General features: G+C 63.7%; 15 protein-coding genes and 1 tRNA gene. 7 read left to right on the forward strand and 9 right to left on the reverse strand.

Features of this window, described 5'->3' with window-relative positions:
- Window positions 1-259 precede the first annotated feature (259 nt).
- Together ACEZDG_RS15810 and ACEZDG_RS15815 are read left to right on the forward strand one after the other, a co-directional pair.
- Complete coding sequence (locus tag ACEZDG_RS15810) at window positions 260-1,402, forward strand: hypothetical protein (RefSeq protein ID WP_380508991.1); 1,143 nt, start codon at window positions 260-262, stop codon at window positions 1,400-1,402.
- A gap of 51 nt (window positions 1,403-1,453) precedes the next feature.
- Window positions 1,454-1,786 carry a hypothetical protein gene (locus tag ACEZDG_RS15815; RefSeq protein WP_380508994.1) on the forward strand — a complete coding sequence of 111 codons (333 nt, stop codon included), beginning with the start codon at window positions 1,454-1,456 and terminating at the stop codon, window positions 1,784-1,786.
- 449 nt (window positions 1,787-2,235) lie between these two features.
- Here the strand turns inward: ACEZDG_RS15815 and ACEZDG_RS15820 are convergent, their stop codons facing one another.
- The gene (locus tag ACEZDG_RS15820) at window positions 2,236-2,742 is read right to left on the reverse strand and encodes a hypothetical protein (protein WP_380508997.1); all 507 of its coding nucleotides are present in this window, start codon (window positions 2,740-2,742) and stop codon (window positions 2,236-2,238) included.
- 1,059 nt (window positions 2,743-3,801) lie between these two features.
- On the opposite strand from ACEZDG_RS15820, the gene ACEZDG_RS15825 reads away from it, so the two are divergent.
- Both ACEZDG_RS15825 and ACEZDG_RS15830 read left to right on the forward strand, forming a co-directional pair.
- The gene (locus ACEZDG_RS15825; protein WP_380509000.1) at window positions 3,802-4,698 is read left to right on the forward strand and encodes a hypothetical protein; all 897 of its coding nucleotides are present in this window, start codon (window positions 3,802-3,804) and stop codon (window positions 4,696-4,698) included.
- Window positions 4,695-5,231 (forward strand): hypothetical protein, encoded by a 537-nt coding sequence (locus ACEZDG_RS15830; protein ID WP_380509003.1) that lies wholly within the window; start codon window positions 4,695-4,697, stop codon window positions 5,229-5,231. Before ACEZDG_RS15825 ends, ACEZDG_RS15830 begins: the two co-directional genes overlap by 4 nt.
- 43 nt (window positions 5,232-5,274) lie before the next feature.
- Here the strand turns inward: ACEZDG_RS15830 and ACEZDG_RS15835 are convergent, their stop codons facing one another.
- Entirely contained in the window at window positions 5,275-6,207 is a 933-nt protein-coding gene (locus ACEZDG_RS15835; RefSeq protein WP_380509006.1) for a TIR domain-containing protein, read from the reverse strand.
- A 42-nt stretch (window positions 6,208-6,249) separates the two neighbouring features.
- On the opposite strand from ACEZDG_RS15835, the gene ACEZDG_RS15840 reads away from it, so the two are divergent.
- Window positions 6,250-7,629, forward strand: a complete 1,380-nt coding sequence (locus ACEZDG_RS15840; RefSeq protein ID WP_380509009.1) for a hypothetical protein — start codon at window positions 6,250-6,252, stop codon at window positions 7,627-7,629.
- A gap of 192 nt (window positions 7,630-7,821) precedes the next feature.
- A complete protein-coding gene (locus ACEZDG_RS15845; RefSeq protein WP_380509012.1) occupies window positions 7,822-8,055 on the forward strand; it encodes an MmyB family transcriptional regulator in 234 nt (77 codons plus the stop codon).
- Between the two features lie 35 nt (window positions 8,056-8,090).
- Here ACEZDG_RS15845 and ACEZDG_RS15850 read toward each other — a convergent pair whose 3' ends face one another.
- The 5 genes from ACEZDG_RS15850 to ACEZDG_RS15870 form a co-directional block, all read right to left on the reverse strand.
- Window positions 8,091-8,867, reverse strand: a complete 777-nt coding sequence (locus ACEZDG_RS15850; protein ID WP_380509015.1) for an AbiTii domain-containing protein — start codon at window positions 8,865-8,867, stop codon at window positions 8,091-8,093.
- A gap of 25 nt (window positions 8,868-8,892) precedes the next feature.
- Window positions 8,893-9,594 carry a hypothetical protein gene (locus ACEZDG_RS15855; protein WP_380509018.1) on the reverse strand — a complete coding sequence of 234 codons (702 nt, stop codon included), beginning with the start codon at window positions 9,592-9,594 and terminating at the stop codon, window positions 8,893-8,895.
- Between the two features lie 127 nt (window positions 9,595-9,721).
- Window positions 9,722-10,471: an AbiTii domain-containing protein gene (locus ACEZDG_RS15860; RefSeq protein ID WP_380509022.1), complete on the reverse strand. Its 750-nt coding sequence runs from the start codon at window positions 10,469-10,471 to the stop codon at window positions 9,722-9,724.
- On the reverse strand, window positions 10,468-11,289 hold the full coding sequence (locus tag ACEZDG_RS15865) for an AbiTii domain-containing protein (RefSeq protein ID WP_380509025.1): 822 nt from the start codon (window positions 11,287-11,289) through the stop codon (window positions 10,468-10,470). Before ACEZDG_RS15865 ends, ACEZDG_RS15860 begins: the two co-directional genes overlap by 4 nt.
- Window positions 11,290-11,344: 55 nt before the next feature.
- Complete coding sequence (locus tag ACEZDG_RS15870; RefSeq protein WP_380509028.1) at window positions 11,345-12,229, reverse strand: hypothetical protein; 885 nt, start codon at window positions 12,227-12,229, stop codon at window positions 11,345-11,347.
- Between the two features lie 881 nt (window positions 12,230-13,110).
- Between ACEZDG_RS15870 and ACEZDG_RS15875 the strand changes: the two genes are divergently transcribed.
- Window positions 13,111-13,536 (forward strand): hypothetical protein, encoded by a 426-nt coding sequence (locus tag ACEZDG_RS15875; protein ID WP_380509031.1) that lies wholly within the window; start codon window positions 13,111-13,113, stop codon window positions 13,534-13,536.
- 429 nt (window positions 13,537-13,965) lie between these two features.
- Here ACEZDG_RS15875 and ACEZDG_RS15880 read toward each other — a convergent pair.
- Together ACEZDG_RS15880 and ACEZDG_RS15885 are read right to left on the reverse strand one after the other, a co-directional pair.
- Window positions 13,966-14,039, reverse strand: a tRNA-Thr gene (locus tag ACEZDG_RS15880).
- Between the two features lie 69 nt (window positions 14,040-14,108).
- The gene (locus tag ACEZDG_RS15885; protein ID WP_380509034.1) at window positions 14,109-14,918 is read right to left on the reverse strand and encodes a leucine efflux protein; all 810 of its coding nucleotides are present in this window, start codon (window positions 14,916-14,918) and stop codon (window positions 14,109-14,111) included.
- Between the last annotated feature and the right edge of the window lie 13 nt (window positions 14,919-14,931).

Here is a 14,931-nt window from a genome sequence, read left to right on the forward strand (position 1 = left end):
AGCGCTGCTGCTCACCGCCACCTTCGGGACGTCCGAGCAGGCATTCGCAGACACTTCCCCTACACCTTCCCCCACGGCGACCGTGAGCGCGACAGCGACTGAGACGGCGAGGGCGAGGGCGAGGGAGAGCGCGAGCGCCACTGCGACTGAGACCGCAACAGCCGACCCGCCCAGCACACCGACTGCGGACGCGACCAGCACCCCCACCGCCGCCCCGCAGCCCGCGGACACCTCCACGACCGAGCCCCTGGTCACCTCGGTGGACAGCGTCGACGTCGACGGCACCGGCACCGGCACCGAGGTTCGCGTGGCCGCGACCTCGCCCTCGCCGATCACCTCGCTCACCGCGACCCTCACCCTGGGCGACGCGACCAGCACCACCTCGGCGTTCACCCTGATCTCCGGCACCGACACCGACGGCGTGTGGGAGACCACCGGCGAGCTCGGCCTCGCCTACGGCACCTGGACCCCCTCCGTCACCGCGACCGACGCCGCCGGCGACCCGGCCTCCGCCCCGGTGACCGGCACCATCAACTACAACCACCGCGCCCCTGTCGTCACTGGCAGCTTCGACAGCGACGACCTCGACTTCGAGAACCAGGTCGACACCCTCAGCGGCAAGGTCTGGGCGTACGACCCGGCCACCGGCGGCAACGACCCGGCCTGGGCCGACTCCGAGGTAGAGCTCTGGGGCTTCCCGGGCAGCATGACCAGCGTGCGGCCCGCTGCCGACGGGAGCTTCACCCTCAGCACCCGCCTGGGCTTCGGCGAGCTGGACTACCCGGTGCCGACCTCGTTCCACTTCTTCAGCATCGTGATCCCGACCTCCGGCTCGGGCCTGGCCATCGCCAACGGCCCGACCACGGACGTGGCGTTCGCGCAGACCCCGGTCCGCTTCGTCCAGGACGCACCAGTCACCTTCAACTACGGGCAGAAACTCACCCTGTCCGGCACCGCCCAGTACTACAGCCAGACCAGCAAAACCTGGCTGCCGCTGGCGAATACCGGGATCTCGGTCGAGAACAACACGAACTCCGACGCCACCACGGACGCGAGGGGCCACTTCAGCTGGTCCACCACCAACACGCCCTTCCTCAGCGGCTCCTGGCCGATCCACCTGGCGTACACCCACAGCGCGTACCTGCTGGACTCGGACAGCCCGTTCAAGTTCACCGTCATTGCGAAGACGTTCCTGTGCGAATGCGACGCGTGGTTCAACAACTCCACGCTGCACCTCCAGGGGTCCCTCGGCTCCTCCACCGAGAAGGCCATCGGCAAGCGCCGCGTCTACCTGCAGCAGTCACAGAACGGCAGGACCGGCTGGACCAGCCTGGGCTACCTGGTCACCGCCTCGGACGGCAGCTTCGACCTGGACGCCTACGTCGCCGTGCCGCACGGCTAACGGCGGCTGTACTTCCCCGCCGCCACCGGCTACCAGGCGTCCTACAGCAACATGGTGCACTACTCGTACTACCAGACCCGGGTGACGGGCGGTAAGCCCAGCTCTACCAGCGTCTACTCCGGGCGCACCGTCACCTTCTCCGGCAGCGTCCAGCAGAACGCCGGCAGCGGCTGGTCCGCGGTCAAGAACCAGCACGTGTACCTGGTCTTCCGCCCCTACAAGTCGAAGACCTGGACGGCGAAGACCAGCGTCAAAACCAACAGCCGCGGCACCTACCGCATCAGCGCCCGCGCCACCCGGAGCGGCACCTGGTGCGTCGTCTACCTCCCCGACACCCACCACGTGGACGCCGAGGGTCCGATGACCTACGTCTACCTCCACTGACCCCACCACAGCAGCCGGCAACGACCGATCACGGAGGCAGGCCCCCCTCAGCCAAGAGGGGCCTGCCTCGAAGCACAAAACCCCAGGTCCCGGCGAGGGGTTCCTGGGGTTTCGCAGGGCCTCCTCCGGGATTCGAACCCGAGACCTACGCATTACAAGGACGGAGCACGCAAGCCGCCGACCTGCGCAAACGTAGCTGACATGCCGTCTGACCTGCGAAAGTCCCTCTCGCTGACTCTCGCTGATCCTCGTCGTTTCTCGTCCTCATGTGTACTGAATCCGTACCCATAAACAGACCATCACTATGACCGAGAGAGCGGGCTGCAGTGGTTCGAGCGGACCGTGTGACAACCCCAGCACCTCAGTCTCCTTGGACCCATCCGTTCCACAGCCCCCACCTGGCTCGGGTCAGTTCCGCAAGGCGTCCACATCAGCAGTCCTCGGAGCGGTCACCTGCCCGTGGGAGGAGTTGCCCGGGGCGGGCGAATCGGACGCTTCAGTGCAAGCACCACCCAAGCCGCTTCGCCGAGTGTCGCGGCACCACCCACAAGAACGGCAGCCCAGCGCAGGACCGAGACGTGCTCCCAGTCTGGCGGCACAGCTAGGACAGTCAGCCCGGCCGCCAAGCACAGCACCCCGCCGCTATAGGCGGCGCGCGCTACGTTCGCCCAGCTTGTGAACTGCCCCCTCTCCCTGCGGAGAATGCCGGCGAGCTGCTCCTGCCGGTAGTCCTGGTGCCAGTCCGGATACCACTCAGCCAGGTCCTTCGGAGCGGCCAAGTACTGGCGTGCCAGGAACATGAACTGGACGGTGGCAATGAGCTGGAAGGCCGCGAGCATGAACAGCAGGAGCGCCAGGTCAGGCCAGCGCGCCGTGCCGGGCGCCAGTGAAGTGAGGGTAATGACGGAGACCGTCAGCGAGAAGCCGGCCAGGAAAGGTGCCGCAACGTTCCCCATACTCGTGACGGCATCGGCGCTTCCGAAGTGCTCCGGACGCACTTCGTTCCCCCACCAAACGCCTCGGCTCCCAAGCGGATGGGGGCCTTGGGCTGTACTCCCGAGGGCAGGAGGCTGACAAGCCGCGCCCATCCGTTGCACACCACCGTTCCCCAGCGCGGGCTGGACTCCCTCGTCGGACGCGCTCAGCCAGTCGACAACGCTCTGCTTGATCCTCGCCTTGGCCCTCGACTGCCATCCCATTGCTGATGTCCTATTTGAGAAGAATAATGGTATACATACCCATTGAAACACCTCTCTTCAAGGACAGCCAGGGCTCCCCAATGGCCGGAAAACGCAGTAGGCGCAAGCCACGCGCGAAGCAGAATGGGCAGCCGTCGCCAGCCATGGGCCCCCCGGGTTCCACCCGCCCGGCCAGCACGTGCGAGGAGTGCGGGGGAAAGCTTCCCAATGAGCATGCAACGTGGTGCCTACCCGCTGAAGACCTCCCGACGACGCCCATCCGGGGCCGTAGGGTGAGCGCGTTCACGGTCGTGGACCTCATCGCCAGAGAACGACACCCCCTGCGCGGGACGGACAGCTACACCCTCCGAGCGACACAGGTGGCGATCAAAGTGATCAAGGTCGGCAGCAGTGACCTGGGCTCCCCCGGTCGGGCCGGCTCACCTTCTCCCTTTCCATCGCTCAGGACCCCGGCCCGGGATCTCAATGTGCGCGACCTCGATACCCCCATCACCCGGATCCGACCGGTTCGCAGCTTGGGGGGACTGCCCCGGGGGAAAGTAACCTAGCGGATCGGCCTGGGTCCAGCCTGAGCAGAAGGCCGCCAGGGGACCTCTCCATCACCCGGAGCACCATCGACCCCCACAAGCCGGTCCTGTGGCCCGACTTCGACCTCCAGTGGCGCGACGACACGCGCCCCGAACTGCACTGACACCTTCACAAAGCGGGCATCACACAACTTTGCCAGCGCCTCGCCCACCCGCCCGAGGCCCTACGCCTGCGGTTTTGCACCTGGCTCCCGTGTCGGAGGTGCTGTAGGCACTAGGGTTTCGTATCGTGCGCTGCTATCTAGTTGCCGAACAGGCCGCTGACACGAGCACCTTGCAGGAAGTGCTGCGTGCCGCGGGGATCGAGGTAGTTACGCCCGAGCGTGGCTACGCGGTGTTCGCGCGCGGTGGGCGGCTGCCCTGGTTGCCTGAAGTCGATTTTCTTTGCGTTGTCTTTGCCGGTCGCCTTGAGACACCCACCCCGCCCGCCCTCTATATGGACATCGGCGTGGCGATTGGCTTGGGGCTTCCCACCCTCGTGATCGTGGAGCCGCCTCGGACCGCCGACTCCGTGCTCGCACCCCTGCAGGTCGTGCAGATGCCTTTGGGTAGTGCGTCGGCGCTGTCCTTCCGACTCAACGCCTTCCTCAAGTCGATCGGGCAGTCTCGGATCGATCCGATTGAACAGACACGACCGGATATCCAGACGCTGCATACTTTTCGCCAGGAACTGGATACTCTATCCGAATCAGAAAATTCATCCTCCTCATCTAAGTATCAGCATTTCGAAGACATCGTGGTTAAATTGCTTGAGGCTTGCGGGGCCTCTACCGAAGGCGGGCCTCGTTCTGGTGACCAAGGTTTCGATATTGCAGCCTGGGTGCCCGGTACTGAGACAGTGCTGCCGGGGCCGCTCCTGATTGAGTCGAAACTTGTCAGCAGGTCGGTTCTCAGCCGTAGCGACTTCGATAAGCTGCAACACACCGCCGCTAGTCGAAATGCCGCGATGGGGCTCCTGCTCTACTACTCACTGTCTCGTCAGCCGCTACGGCCACCGTTGGGGTTTTGGCCAATGGTTATTTCCTTTGAGGTGGGTAATCTGCTGACGCTCCTAGAGCAGCAGAGCCTGGCGCAACTTATCGTGCGGGCTAGGAATGCTGTGGTTCACGGCAGGGCGCCGCAGTGACTAGCTTCTTCCAAGCCCGCGTCGGGGCGTATCTGCTCCGGGCTGAGAATCACACGGACCCCAGAATTCGTGGCCGCTACTACGAGAACCTGTTGGCCTACCTACTGGAGAGCGTTCCGGGTTGCCAGATCGAGCGAAACTCGCTTAACAACTACGGAACCGAAGAGGTGGACCTCACTGTTGCTAACTATCGGTTTCCAGATGGCTTACCCATGCTGCCCGAGCTATTCATTATTGAATGCAAGAACTGGTCAGTGCCAGTCGACAGCACGGTCCTGGGTTACTTTGTGAACGTGGTCGTCGATCGGGGGTGCACTTTGGGCGTGCTAGCGGCGGCTAACGGAATTACCGGACGGCAGGAACATCGTGACCGAGCCTATGCCATCGGTACGAGCGCTCTAGTCCGTGGCATTCGCATCCTGGTCATCACGTCAGACGATATGGCAGGACTCACCTGCCCCCAAGATTTCATTAGTCTCTTGCAAAGCCGAAACCTAAAGCTGACAGCTAACGGGACAATCTTTCTCGGCTAGCCGCCCCGCTGCAGATCGGCGTAAGGCCTCCACCAATGCAGGTTTACCTGTGCTGTTCTAGCTGATCTACGATCCGTTCCCAGAGGGCGTTGAAGAGTCCCTCTTTCGTAAATTCACGCTCACTTCCACCAATGCTGCCCAGTAGCGAGAAGTCCAGCATCTTAAGCTTGGGAATCTCAGCCGCCCTGTCGAAGAATGGTTCCGCCCATCCGTTGATTCCGTTACTAAAGCTCCGATGGTGACCAAGCCCGAAGGTCAGCTTGTCGTCACCCATGTTGCCGCCCTTGTAGATGTCGAGCGAGTAGACGGTCTGGCCGTTGTGCTCGATACGAACTGAAATTCGCTCCGGGATACGATTCACGGTACAGATGAAGCCCCGTGGGCGAAGCAGGGGTGCCGCAGTCTGAAACTGGCTACCAAAATAGTCGAACACTACCTGAAGCTCTTCGTACTTGCTGAAGCCCGCGGGGACCACCTTCGGTAGGCGCAGGTTAAGGGCTTCCTGTACGACCTCGCCGACTTCGCGTGCTTGTTGGCCGGCATTCTCGGCTTGCCTCACCCGAGCGTGCAGTTGTTCTGCCAACTGCTCCGGCGAGTAGTCCTTTGCCCGTAGGTAATGGATGTGAGGATGGAGCAAGTCGGATGGCACTTGCACCTCATCCATTAGAACGGGAAGGATATAGCCGTCGCCCTGCTTGACAGCAGTCATCATGGCTGCGGAGAACTCATCCATCGGGATCGGCTTGGCGAGATACTCCGTCGAAATAAAAGGCACGAAATAGCGAGTCCGGGACGAGTAGACTTCGCGCTGCTCCCGGATAAAACTCCTGCCCCACCACTCGTTATTCATGTCTCGGTCGTAGAACACGCGCAAGCCGCGTTGCTGGCAGCTTCGGACAGCCCGCTCAACGTAGTCGCGATGTTCTCCAGCGAAGGAGACAGCCAAGTCATAAATCTGTTCGCCGTCAGGGCTCATCTTGGTATTCTACGCCTATCTTCCAGGGAGGCTTGGCACATCGTGGACAAGAACAGCTCGTCGGCTGAGCCGGTCGCCAGTTTCCCGCAGCTCGAACGAGCGTTGCATGCATGGGTGTGCGATGCCGTTGGAGTGCTCATCGCTGGGTCTGACCCGATTGTCGTGACCGATTCGCGACATTGGCAGCGTGACGAGGATGGCCACTTCCGCAACCGGGAGCGAGCTGTGCCCATCTGGCACTCTACTGATGTTGAGGCCACGCGACAGGGCGCAAGCTGGGAAGCCGTTGAGCAGGCCCTGCAAGAAGATGAGTCACTGCGGAGGCAACTGGATCAGTTCAACGGAACGGCCCAAGGTGGTTGCGACTTCAACATGGAAATGTTGGCTCGCCATGTCTTGCCGCTTCCGAATGAGGTCGGTGACATTGAAGCTGCATTTGCTCGACGATACGGAGAGCTGGAGCGGTATCTTACGGCTCGGGAGATTGAATATCTCGTAGTCTGGCCGCTTCCAGGTCTAGCAAGCGACTCCTTTCCCATTGTGATTGAGGCGAATCTAGAACTTGACATCATGTCAGACGGGGAGCTTGTTGCTGCTCTAAATGCCGAGGTCGTCCGCTCGCCATTTCCTCACTTCCCTCTGCTTCCGGCTGAGACCCAGCAGGCTTGCCTTCGCTACCGTTACAGGCTGTCCAAGGCCATTGGTGAATCGCATCTTGGGGCTGGATCCGAGATTCAGACTTTGGGGGAGCGGCTCAATGAAATGCGTGAGACCCTTGAGCAAGCGCTCTCGCTCTCATTTACGAAGCCGGTCGCCATTTCTGGCCAAGTAACGCTTTTGGCAGAGTGGGCTCCGTACGCCGGAGGCGTGCACTATCAGGAGATGCGCCTGACGCGCGCTCAGCGCTTCCGTCAGTTGAGCATTGACCCCCAGGCGGCAGCTGATTTCGTTGCGACTTGGCAACGTTTGCGGCGCCCTGGACTATTCGACCAGTACAAGTCCATTGCACTCGCTCCGCGCCGGCTGAGCTATCAAGCCCAACGAGAGCGTGTCGAGGATGAGCTTGTTGACGTTCTTATTGCCGCTGAGGCACTGTACCTATCAGATGTTGGATATGAGGAGCTAGGATTCCGTCTATCTTTGCGGGCCGCAGCGCTGTCCGAACCCGAGAAGCTTGGCATGACACGCCGTGACGTGTTCAACCTAATGAAGTCTGCGTATGGTGTGCGTAGCGCAGTCGTGCACGGGGATAAGCCGAAAGCAAAGGACTTGAAGCTTAAGGGCACTTCAGTAGGCTTGCCGGAGTTCATGCAAAGCATCGAAGGCGTTATCCGACACGGCTTGCAGGAGGCTCTTCGCCGGGCCGCTGAACCGGCCGCAAGCTGGCCGCCAGACTGGGACGGCATGACGCTGCCCAAGTGAGACCTCTCGCGGCAGGGCCTCGGCAAAGGCTTGGGACGTCCGTTTCGTGATCATGTGATCCCGAGGATGGCGAGGTTGCGCCAGGTGGCCAGGGCGCGGGGTGCGCGCCCCGGCCGGCGCTGACCCTGACGCCCCCGACCCCACCCGCCTCGTCGGCGAGTTGGTCCTGAAGAGCCGCGACCTCGCCGGGCCGTGGGAACAGCTACGGGGTCACCGGACATCACGAAAACCTTCCACCACCGCCAGGTCGATACCCTCACCCTCGCCTTCCAGGGCATCGCCCTGGAAGGCACTCCCGGACACCGCCTCGGCGTTTACACCGCCGAACCCGGCACCCCCAACCACGACGCGGTACTCCTACTCGACATGACCACCCCCGAAACAGCCGCCCAGCCCCAGGCCCACACCGGGAACCAGACCAGCTGAACAGCGTCCAGAACCCTCAGAAGCGATTGTCGTTCCTACCGGGACCGTCGCCAACGGGTGGTAGGCGGCTCCTGTACGACCCTGTCCACTGAATCCGTCGGATTCTGGCTCGTGATGGCCTCGGCTGTTCCGTCGTCGGCCTGAGCTTGAGGCGAGTGGATGACGACGGGAGAGTAGTCGCCAGCGGTGACATGGATCTCCATCGCCTGAACAGCCTGGGCCACCAGGGCACCGCTCGGATCCTGGTCGCCAGGCGGCAAGGTTGCCCGTAGTTCCGCAACGAACACTGTGAGCCGGGTACGGATGATGTCCAGCAGCCCGTAGAGGGTCGAGGGTGGAACGGCCCAGTACACCCCGTGAACGTCAACGAATCGGTTCCCCATGGTGCTGCGCAGGTGGGAGGAGATTCTCTGAGCGATGTCAGCCCCCTGCTGGGTGCCCAGGTGCAGTGTTCCGTTCGGACCATGGCGTTCGGCCTCAGCCGAGGCTTGGATCTCGGCAACTCCCCACGTCAGAGGCACATCCATGGTGAGCAGTTCCTGCATGTTCTCGGGCAGCATCCCGGAACTGATCCCCCTACCTGTGTGGTACTCAGGGCCGATGCTGATGTTCATCTGGAGCGGGGCCTTGATCCTGCGGTAGTCGGGCAGGTCTTCGGCTCCAACGGGATAGCCTTCCAGTTCCTTGAGAGCCCACCGGCGCAGCTCGTTGGAGTCCGCGTGCGCACCGATCAGCATCACGGTACGGAGCAGCGATGCCAGGCTGACGGAGTCGTCGCAGACCCCCGCCTCCAGTCGCTCCAGGTGGGTCATATTCGTCACGGCAGCAGTAGTCCAGTCAGCTGTGGAAGACGGTGAAGTAGAGCGTGATCACTCCCACGATCAACGCCAGCACACCCAAGATCGCCAGGAGTTTCGGATCGCGCCATCGGGACTTGGGGTAGTCGGTCTCCGGGCTCGTCGGCACAGCTGGGGACTCGTTGACGCGGACGTCGGCGCTGGCATTGCCCTTGCCGGTGGAATGCGCCTGGGGCGAGTAGATGTTGACCGGGGAATTGTCGCCGGTGCGCACGTCGTGACCAGCCTGCTGTGCCCCAGAGCGATCTGGGGTCTCGTCGGGCAGGACACCCTTCTTGTTCATCGTGTTCACCAGCTCCTTGTAGGTGCGCAGGACGCTCATGTGAGCTGCGTGCAGATCCTGCAGGGCTCTGTCATAGCGCTCGGGCTGGCTCTGGCGCCAATCCGGGGGCACCTGGGTGTAGTCGGTGTCCCGGGGGTCCATCGTGGTCTCGTCCAGGGCATCGAGCAGGCTTGCCAAGGCCTGGACGAATTGCTCCTCCGCCACCTTGAGGTCAGGGTCGTGAAAATCGATCGCAAAGGGACCAGTCATTTCTCTGAGGGCATGGTCCAAGTCTTCGCTGAGATCGATCGGAACCCGCCGCAGCGTTGCGATGTCGTTCAGGAGGCGCAGCCAACGCGCATCCCTGGGAATGACTCTGGTCATGTACGCGGCAGCATTGTGGTCAGGCGTCGTCGGCACGTGCACATTCTTCACCCTGCCCTCAGCCGTCACTGAGTTTCACCCATCACAGCATGGGTGGCGGCTGAAGCTGAGGGGTGCTTGGCTGCACTGCGGCGGCCGCCGCAGTGCAGCGTGACCCAGACGGCTAACGCCGTGACGGCCAAAGGGCCTTCAAAACTCTCGTCCATCGCGAGCCCTGCCGGTTAGGTGTGGCCACCCCGGCATGGGCATGCCCGCCGCCCTGCGCGACAGCAATGGGTGCCGTCACCGTCACCGGGGAGTTGTCGCCGGTGACAATGCTGATGTTCTGGAGTGCCTGTGCAACCTGGCTTTGGGTCGGCTCCTGCTGACCTTGTGGCATGGCAGCTCGCAGTTCCCCGACCAGTTGGACAAGCCGGGTCCGGATCTGGTCCAGGACGCCCTCCAAGGCCGAGCGGTGCACAGTCCAGTACAGCCTGAGAACCCTCCGGGAGGAGTTCTGGTTCATGAATTGGGCCAGCTCCGCAGCCATGGGCGGGCTCATCCGTACAGTCTCGTCCGGAGGACCTGCGAGAAGGGACTCGATCTGGCCGGCGCCCTGTCCGAGGCGAAGCTCGTTCCCCAGTTCCTCACGGGCGAAGTCCGGCAGATCGAACATGCTGACCGGCTGCTCTGTGAATTGGAACCTACCGTCGAAACCGTCCATCACCAGCGGCACCGTGATCTTGCGGTAGTCAGGGATTGGCCCCTCGGTGCCCTCATAGCCCTGGAGCTCTCTCAGCGCCCAGGCTCGCAGTGGTGCGGAATTGGCATGGCCGCCCAGGGCGATCACCTGGCGCAGGATCGGAGCCAGCGGGCGGCTTTCGTCAAGAACATCGTCCTCCAGTCGGTCGAGGCGGCTACGGCGGCGGATCACCTTGCCACGACCAGGAGGACCACGGCCGCCACAACCGCTGCGAAGGCGATCCAGATCCAGGCGCGGTGCCATAGAGAGCGAACAGCCATGGGCACCGGATCGTTGACGCTGGCCCGCGCGGTAGCGCCGCGATCCGCTTTCGCGTTCGGCGCGAAGACGTGAATAGTGGACCCGTTGCCGCCGGTGACGTGGAGAACCTGCTGAGCTGCGGCTTCGATCTGACTGACATTCGGATTTTGCTGGCCGGGAGGCATGGCGGCCCGCACCTCCGCGACGAACTGGGCCAGGCGTGTCCGGATCTGGTCGAGGACGCCCTCCAAACTGGACGTGGCCATGTCCCAGTACAAGGACGTGATCTCAACGGAGTCGTTCCCCAGCCGCTGCTGCTCGCGCGTCATGTACAACACGTACTCAGCAGCTCCGGCCGGGCTCAAGTGAATCACCCGGTCAGCGCGTGCAACGGCTCCTTCCAACTCGCGGACCCCCATCCGGACCGGCGCACTTTCGCCCAGACCGCGGTCACGTGCCTGCTGGGGCAGCTGGACCACGCTGATCCTCTGGGTGAGCCCCCGGACGATCTGCCCTGGAAGATGGAGCTCCTTCCCTACCTCCAGCGCCGCCAGCACCTTCCGGTACGGGGGAAGCTCATCAGCCGCCGCGTACCCCTCCAGCTCCTTCGCAGCCCACGCGCGCAGTTCACCGTGGTGGGCGTAGCCAGCGATCATGAGGCACCGCCGGAGAGCCGAGGCCAGCGAGGCGTTGTCGTCCAGGACCGCTCGCTCAAGCTGTTCCAGTCCCAGAACGTCGGATGTCGTCACGGCGTTCAGTCTGCACCCTCCCACCGACATGCCCTGGCACCGCTGGCGACTCAGATCACATTCTGTGGACAGGAGCAGATGCGGGAGCTGTGAGCAGTAGGCCGATAGCGCCTAGCAAGTCTTTCCCACAGTCGTTGATCTCCGTCTCAGCACTCGTCTCAGCGAACATTTGCGCCATCCGTCCGGTGGTCTGCGCCTCAAGGGCTGGGCGAATCGCGAAATAGTGCTCCTTTGATTCCCGATAAACCCTCCTGGCTCGCCGCAGCATGTCTTCGGTGACCTTGTCCTGCCGCACGGCCTCCATGGCGGCACTCAAGCCGGTCATGCGGGCCATGAACATCTCCACGGTGAAGGGAGCCTGCGCCGGCCCCTCGGCGCGGATCAGTCCGGAGGCCCCGAAGACAGTCTTCGGCTCGAACACCGCTTGGGCAGCCTCTTCAAGTTCCACCCGCTGAAGCGGCGTCATCCTGCCCGAGTAGCTGACCTCGGCGAAGAGCCTGACCACGCGGTTCCGGGCAGTATCCGAAGCCATGGGGTGATCCAACTGACCCAGGACACCCTTCCCTGCTTCCTGGCAGACTTCCAGTCGCCGTCGGCCGTCGCCGAGCCAGGTCCGCATCGCTCTGCGGATCTGCCGCACGGGCACGTACTCCTCGCCCCAGCCGAGCCAGATCCCCAGGGGAACCAAGGCGAGCGCCGGCAGCCGGGGCATCTCCTCGCGCTTACTCAGGAGCAGCAGGAACAGCTTTCGCTGCTCGATGGCGTAGACGCCCGGCCGTGACCCACGGCCCTTCCCATGGCGCTTGGGACTGTCGAGCAGACCTCGGGCGACCCAGTCGTGAACGGTTCTTTCCTTGATCTCATATCCGGCGTCCAGGGCATCTGAGACCAGGTCCTCAAGGGTGCCCGGCTCGGTCACGCGGCTCCACGGCTCGTCCACGCTCAGAGATTACATCGACTTGGCCGGAGCCCGGGGACGGCAGGACGAGACACAAGCGGGCGGCTGTTTCTAAGGTCGGAAATGTAAACGAACCCCGCAGGCCATTGCTTGGACGCGCGGCCTGCGGGGCTCCCCTGCGTGGAACATCACCAACCCGAAAGGTGGGTCAATCCCATGTCTCCCGACTCTAAACGAGTTTCATCCGGATCGCCCCGACGCAGACTTCGCCGACTCCGGCGACTGGTCACCAGGAACACAGTGGCAGGTTTCTCCCAAGGAGCAGGGCTGCTGCTGTTCAGCCTGCTAACGGCCTACGTCCAACACCGGTAGCAGTACGCCGGCCGCGCCCACGAACCTGCGGGCGCGGCCGGGCGGCGACGGAGTCGTCGCTCGGGGCCAGCACCTCGCCAAGCCGCGAGCGGGCGATGACCCATTTCTTCCAGTCCTGCTCGGCTACTGCGAGCTCTTTCGCCCAGGTCACTTCGAGCCCAGATGGCCTGACTCTGCGATGTCCGCACCGGCCAGCCGTGCCCTTGCTACAGTCGGCGACGCTTCAAGTCCGCTGCTGGACAACGCAGCTATGGCCAGATGGGGTCTCGTGTCGAAGGAGCGTCGGTACTACTCCAACGCGACGGTTGCCGCGTTGATGACCTTGGCACGGGGCGGGTGCTACTGGCCTGACTGCGGGGAACCGACGGTCCGGTTCGTCAACGGCGTTCCCATGAACAACTTCCAGATCGCTCACATCCGTGCCTTCAGCCGGTCCGCGCTACGACCCGATACTCGCAGCGAGGGAGAGGGAAGGCTTCTCCAATCTCCTTCTGCTGTGCACCCCGCATCACACCCTCGTAGATGGGCGCGGGGCCGCAGAGCGGTATCCGGTGAAGCTGTTGCAGAGGTGGAAAGCGCAACGGGAAGCAGACGGGGTCGATGCTCTGGCCGGCCTGCGTGATCTCACCGAAGCCCGGCTTGCCGAGATGATTGCGACAGCGCAGGCGCAATTGCTGGACCGAGTGGGTCCCGCGCTGGACGAGTTCGGGAAGTCCGCTCCGGAACTGGCCACGCTGTTGAGGGTGGTGCCGGAGGAGCTTGCCGATCCGCGGGTACACGGTTTTGGGATATCGCCGGATTCAATCGGGCAGCTGTCCCAGGCCGCGCACGCGCTGCGGGGCTTGGAGGACCACGCCGGGACACTGATGAACGCCGCGAGCAAGATGGGAAACCTGGCGGACGGAGCCTCCGCGCTACAGGCGGCCACTGAGATCCGAGCCGCTGCGCTCGCGTTGCAACGGGCCAAAGAGCACTGAAAGCAACCGGTTCGCGCGCTGGCCCGGCGTAACGCCAGGATCCGCCATCGCAACGTGGCCACTGAGCGCCACGAGCGCCCAAGCCCCCGCAGCGAGAAGGAGGGTACCCACCGGACCGGATACCCCGAACGGACCGGCAACCATGCACGCGGCCCTTGATCGATCTTCATGTGTACCGAATGTGTACTGCAGTCGCCCCGGAAGGGGTCACCATGGTCAAGCCACAGGCGCGACATACGAGTTGGCCTGGCCCATACGGGTGACCTCCGCTCCGAGGGGAGCGGTACTCGCCTTCAGGGCCATTGGACGCCAAGAAGCCGTCCTGACCTGGGCATTTGTGTCGACTCTGCCCACGAGTACTGCGCACAGTGGGCGTATCTCATACCCACCCGAGATGTCCGATACGCCCTGAAAAAATGTCCTACTTTGGGCCGCCTTCGGGATTCGAACCCGAGACCTACGCATTACGAGTGCGTTGCTCTGGCCAACTGAGCTAAGGCGGCACCGTTGGCGATCTGGTGATCGGCAACGGGAGACAGTCTACACAGTCCGCCGGGGTGGTCCTGACCGGTTTATCCGGCGGAGGCGGTGGCCAGTTTCGCGGCGAAGCCGATGAAGAGGGCGGCAACGCCGGTGGTCAGAGTGGCCGAGAGGCGGCGACGGCGGCGGAAGGCGTTGGCGAGGGTGGTGCCGGCCATGATCAAGGTGGTCAGGTAGAGGAAGCTGAAGAGCTGGATGGTTCCGCCGAGTATGGCGAAGGACACTTCGGGCTGGCCGTAGTGCGGTGCCACGAACTGCACGAAGAAGGACAGCAGGAAGAGGATCGCCTTGGGGTTGAGCAGGCTGATCACCAGCGCTCGGCGGAACGGGCGCTCCTGGGCGTACGGGTCCGCGGGCGCGCCCTCGGCGGTCCCGGCAGCAGCAGCGGCGGTCCCGACGGCGGCGGTGGTCCCGGCGGCAGCAGCGCCCGTCCCGGCAACGGCAGCGGCGCTCCCGGCGGTGGCCTCCGGGTTCGCGGACGCCTCGGGTGCCTCAGTGGCCTCGGCCGGGCCCGTGGCCGGGCCCGTGGCGGCGCGGCGGTCGAGCCAGGTGCGGCGGGCCGACTTCAGCATTCCGTAGCCGATGAAGAGCAGGTAGCCGGCCCCCACCAGCTTCACCACGTCGAACACCACCGGGGTGGCCTTCAGCAGCGAGGCCGCGCCGAGCGAGGTCAGCACGATCAGCGTGGTGTCGCCGAGGAAGACCCCGCACGCGGCGCGGAAGCCGGTGCGCATGCCCCGGCGGGCAGCGACCGAGAGCACGTACATGGAGTTGGGGCCGGGGAGCAGGATGATCAGCAGTGCGCCCAGCACATAGGTGCCGTAGTTGATGACTCCGAACATGCCTGCTGCCACC

This window comes from Streptacidiphilus alkalitolerans, assembly GCF_042511045.1.
In the GTDB taxonomy this organism is placed as follows: domain Bacteria; phylum Actinomycetota; class Actinomycetes; order Streptomycetales; family Streptomycetaceae; genus Streptacidiphilus; species Streptacidiphilus alkalitolerans.

What these genes read in the sequence shown, in the direction of transcription:
- ACEZDG_RS15815 (WP_380508994.1), top strand. Translation starts at nt 1,454, where the DNA reads ATGGTGCACTACTCGTACTACCAGACCCGGGTGACGGGCGGTAAGCCC.
- ACEZDG_RS15820 (WP_380508997.1), bottom strand. Translation starts at nt 2,742, where the DNA reads ATGGGGAACGTTGCGGCACCTTTCCTGGCCGGCTTCTCGCTGACGGTC.
- ACEZDG_RS15835 (WP_380509006.1), bottom strand. Translation starts at nt 6,207, where the DNA reads ATGAGCCCTGACGGCGAACAGATTTATGACTTGGCTGTCTCCTTCGCT.
- ACEZDG_RS15850 (WP_380509015.1), bottom strand. Translation starts at nt 8,867, where the DNA reads ATGACCCACCTGGAGCGACTGGAGGCGGGGGTCTGCGACGACTCCGTC.
- ACEZDG_RS15885 (WP_380509034.1), bottom strand. Translation starts at nt 14,918, where the DNA reads ATGTTCGGAGTCATCAACTACGGCACCTATGTGCTGGGCGCACTGCTG.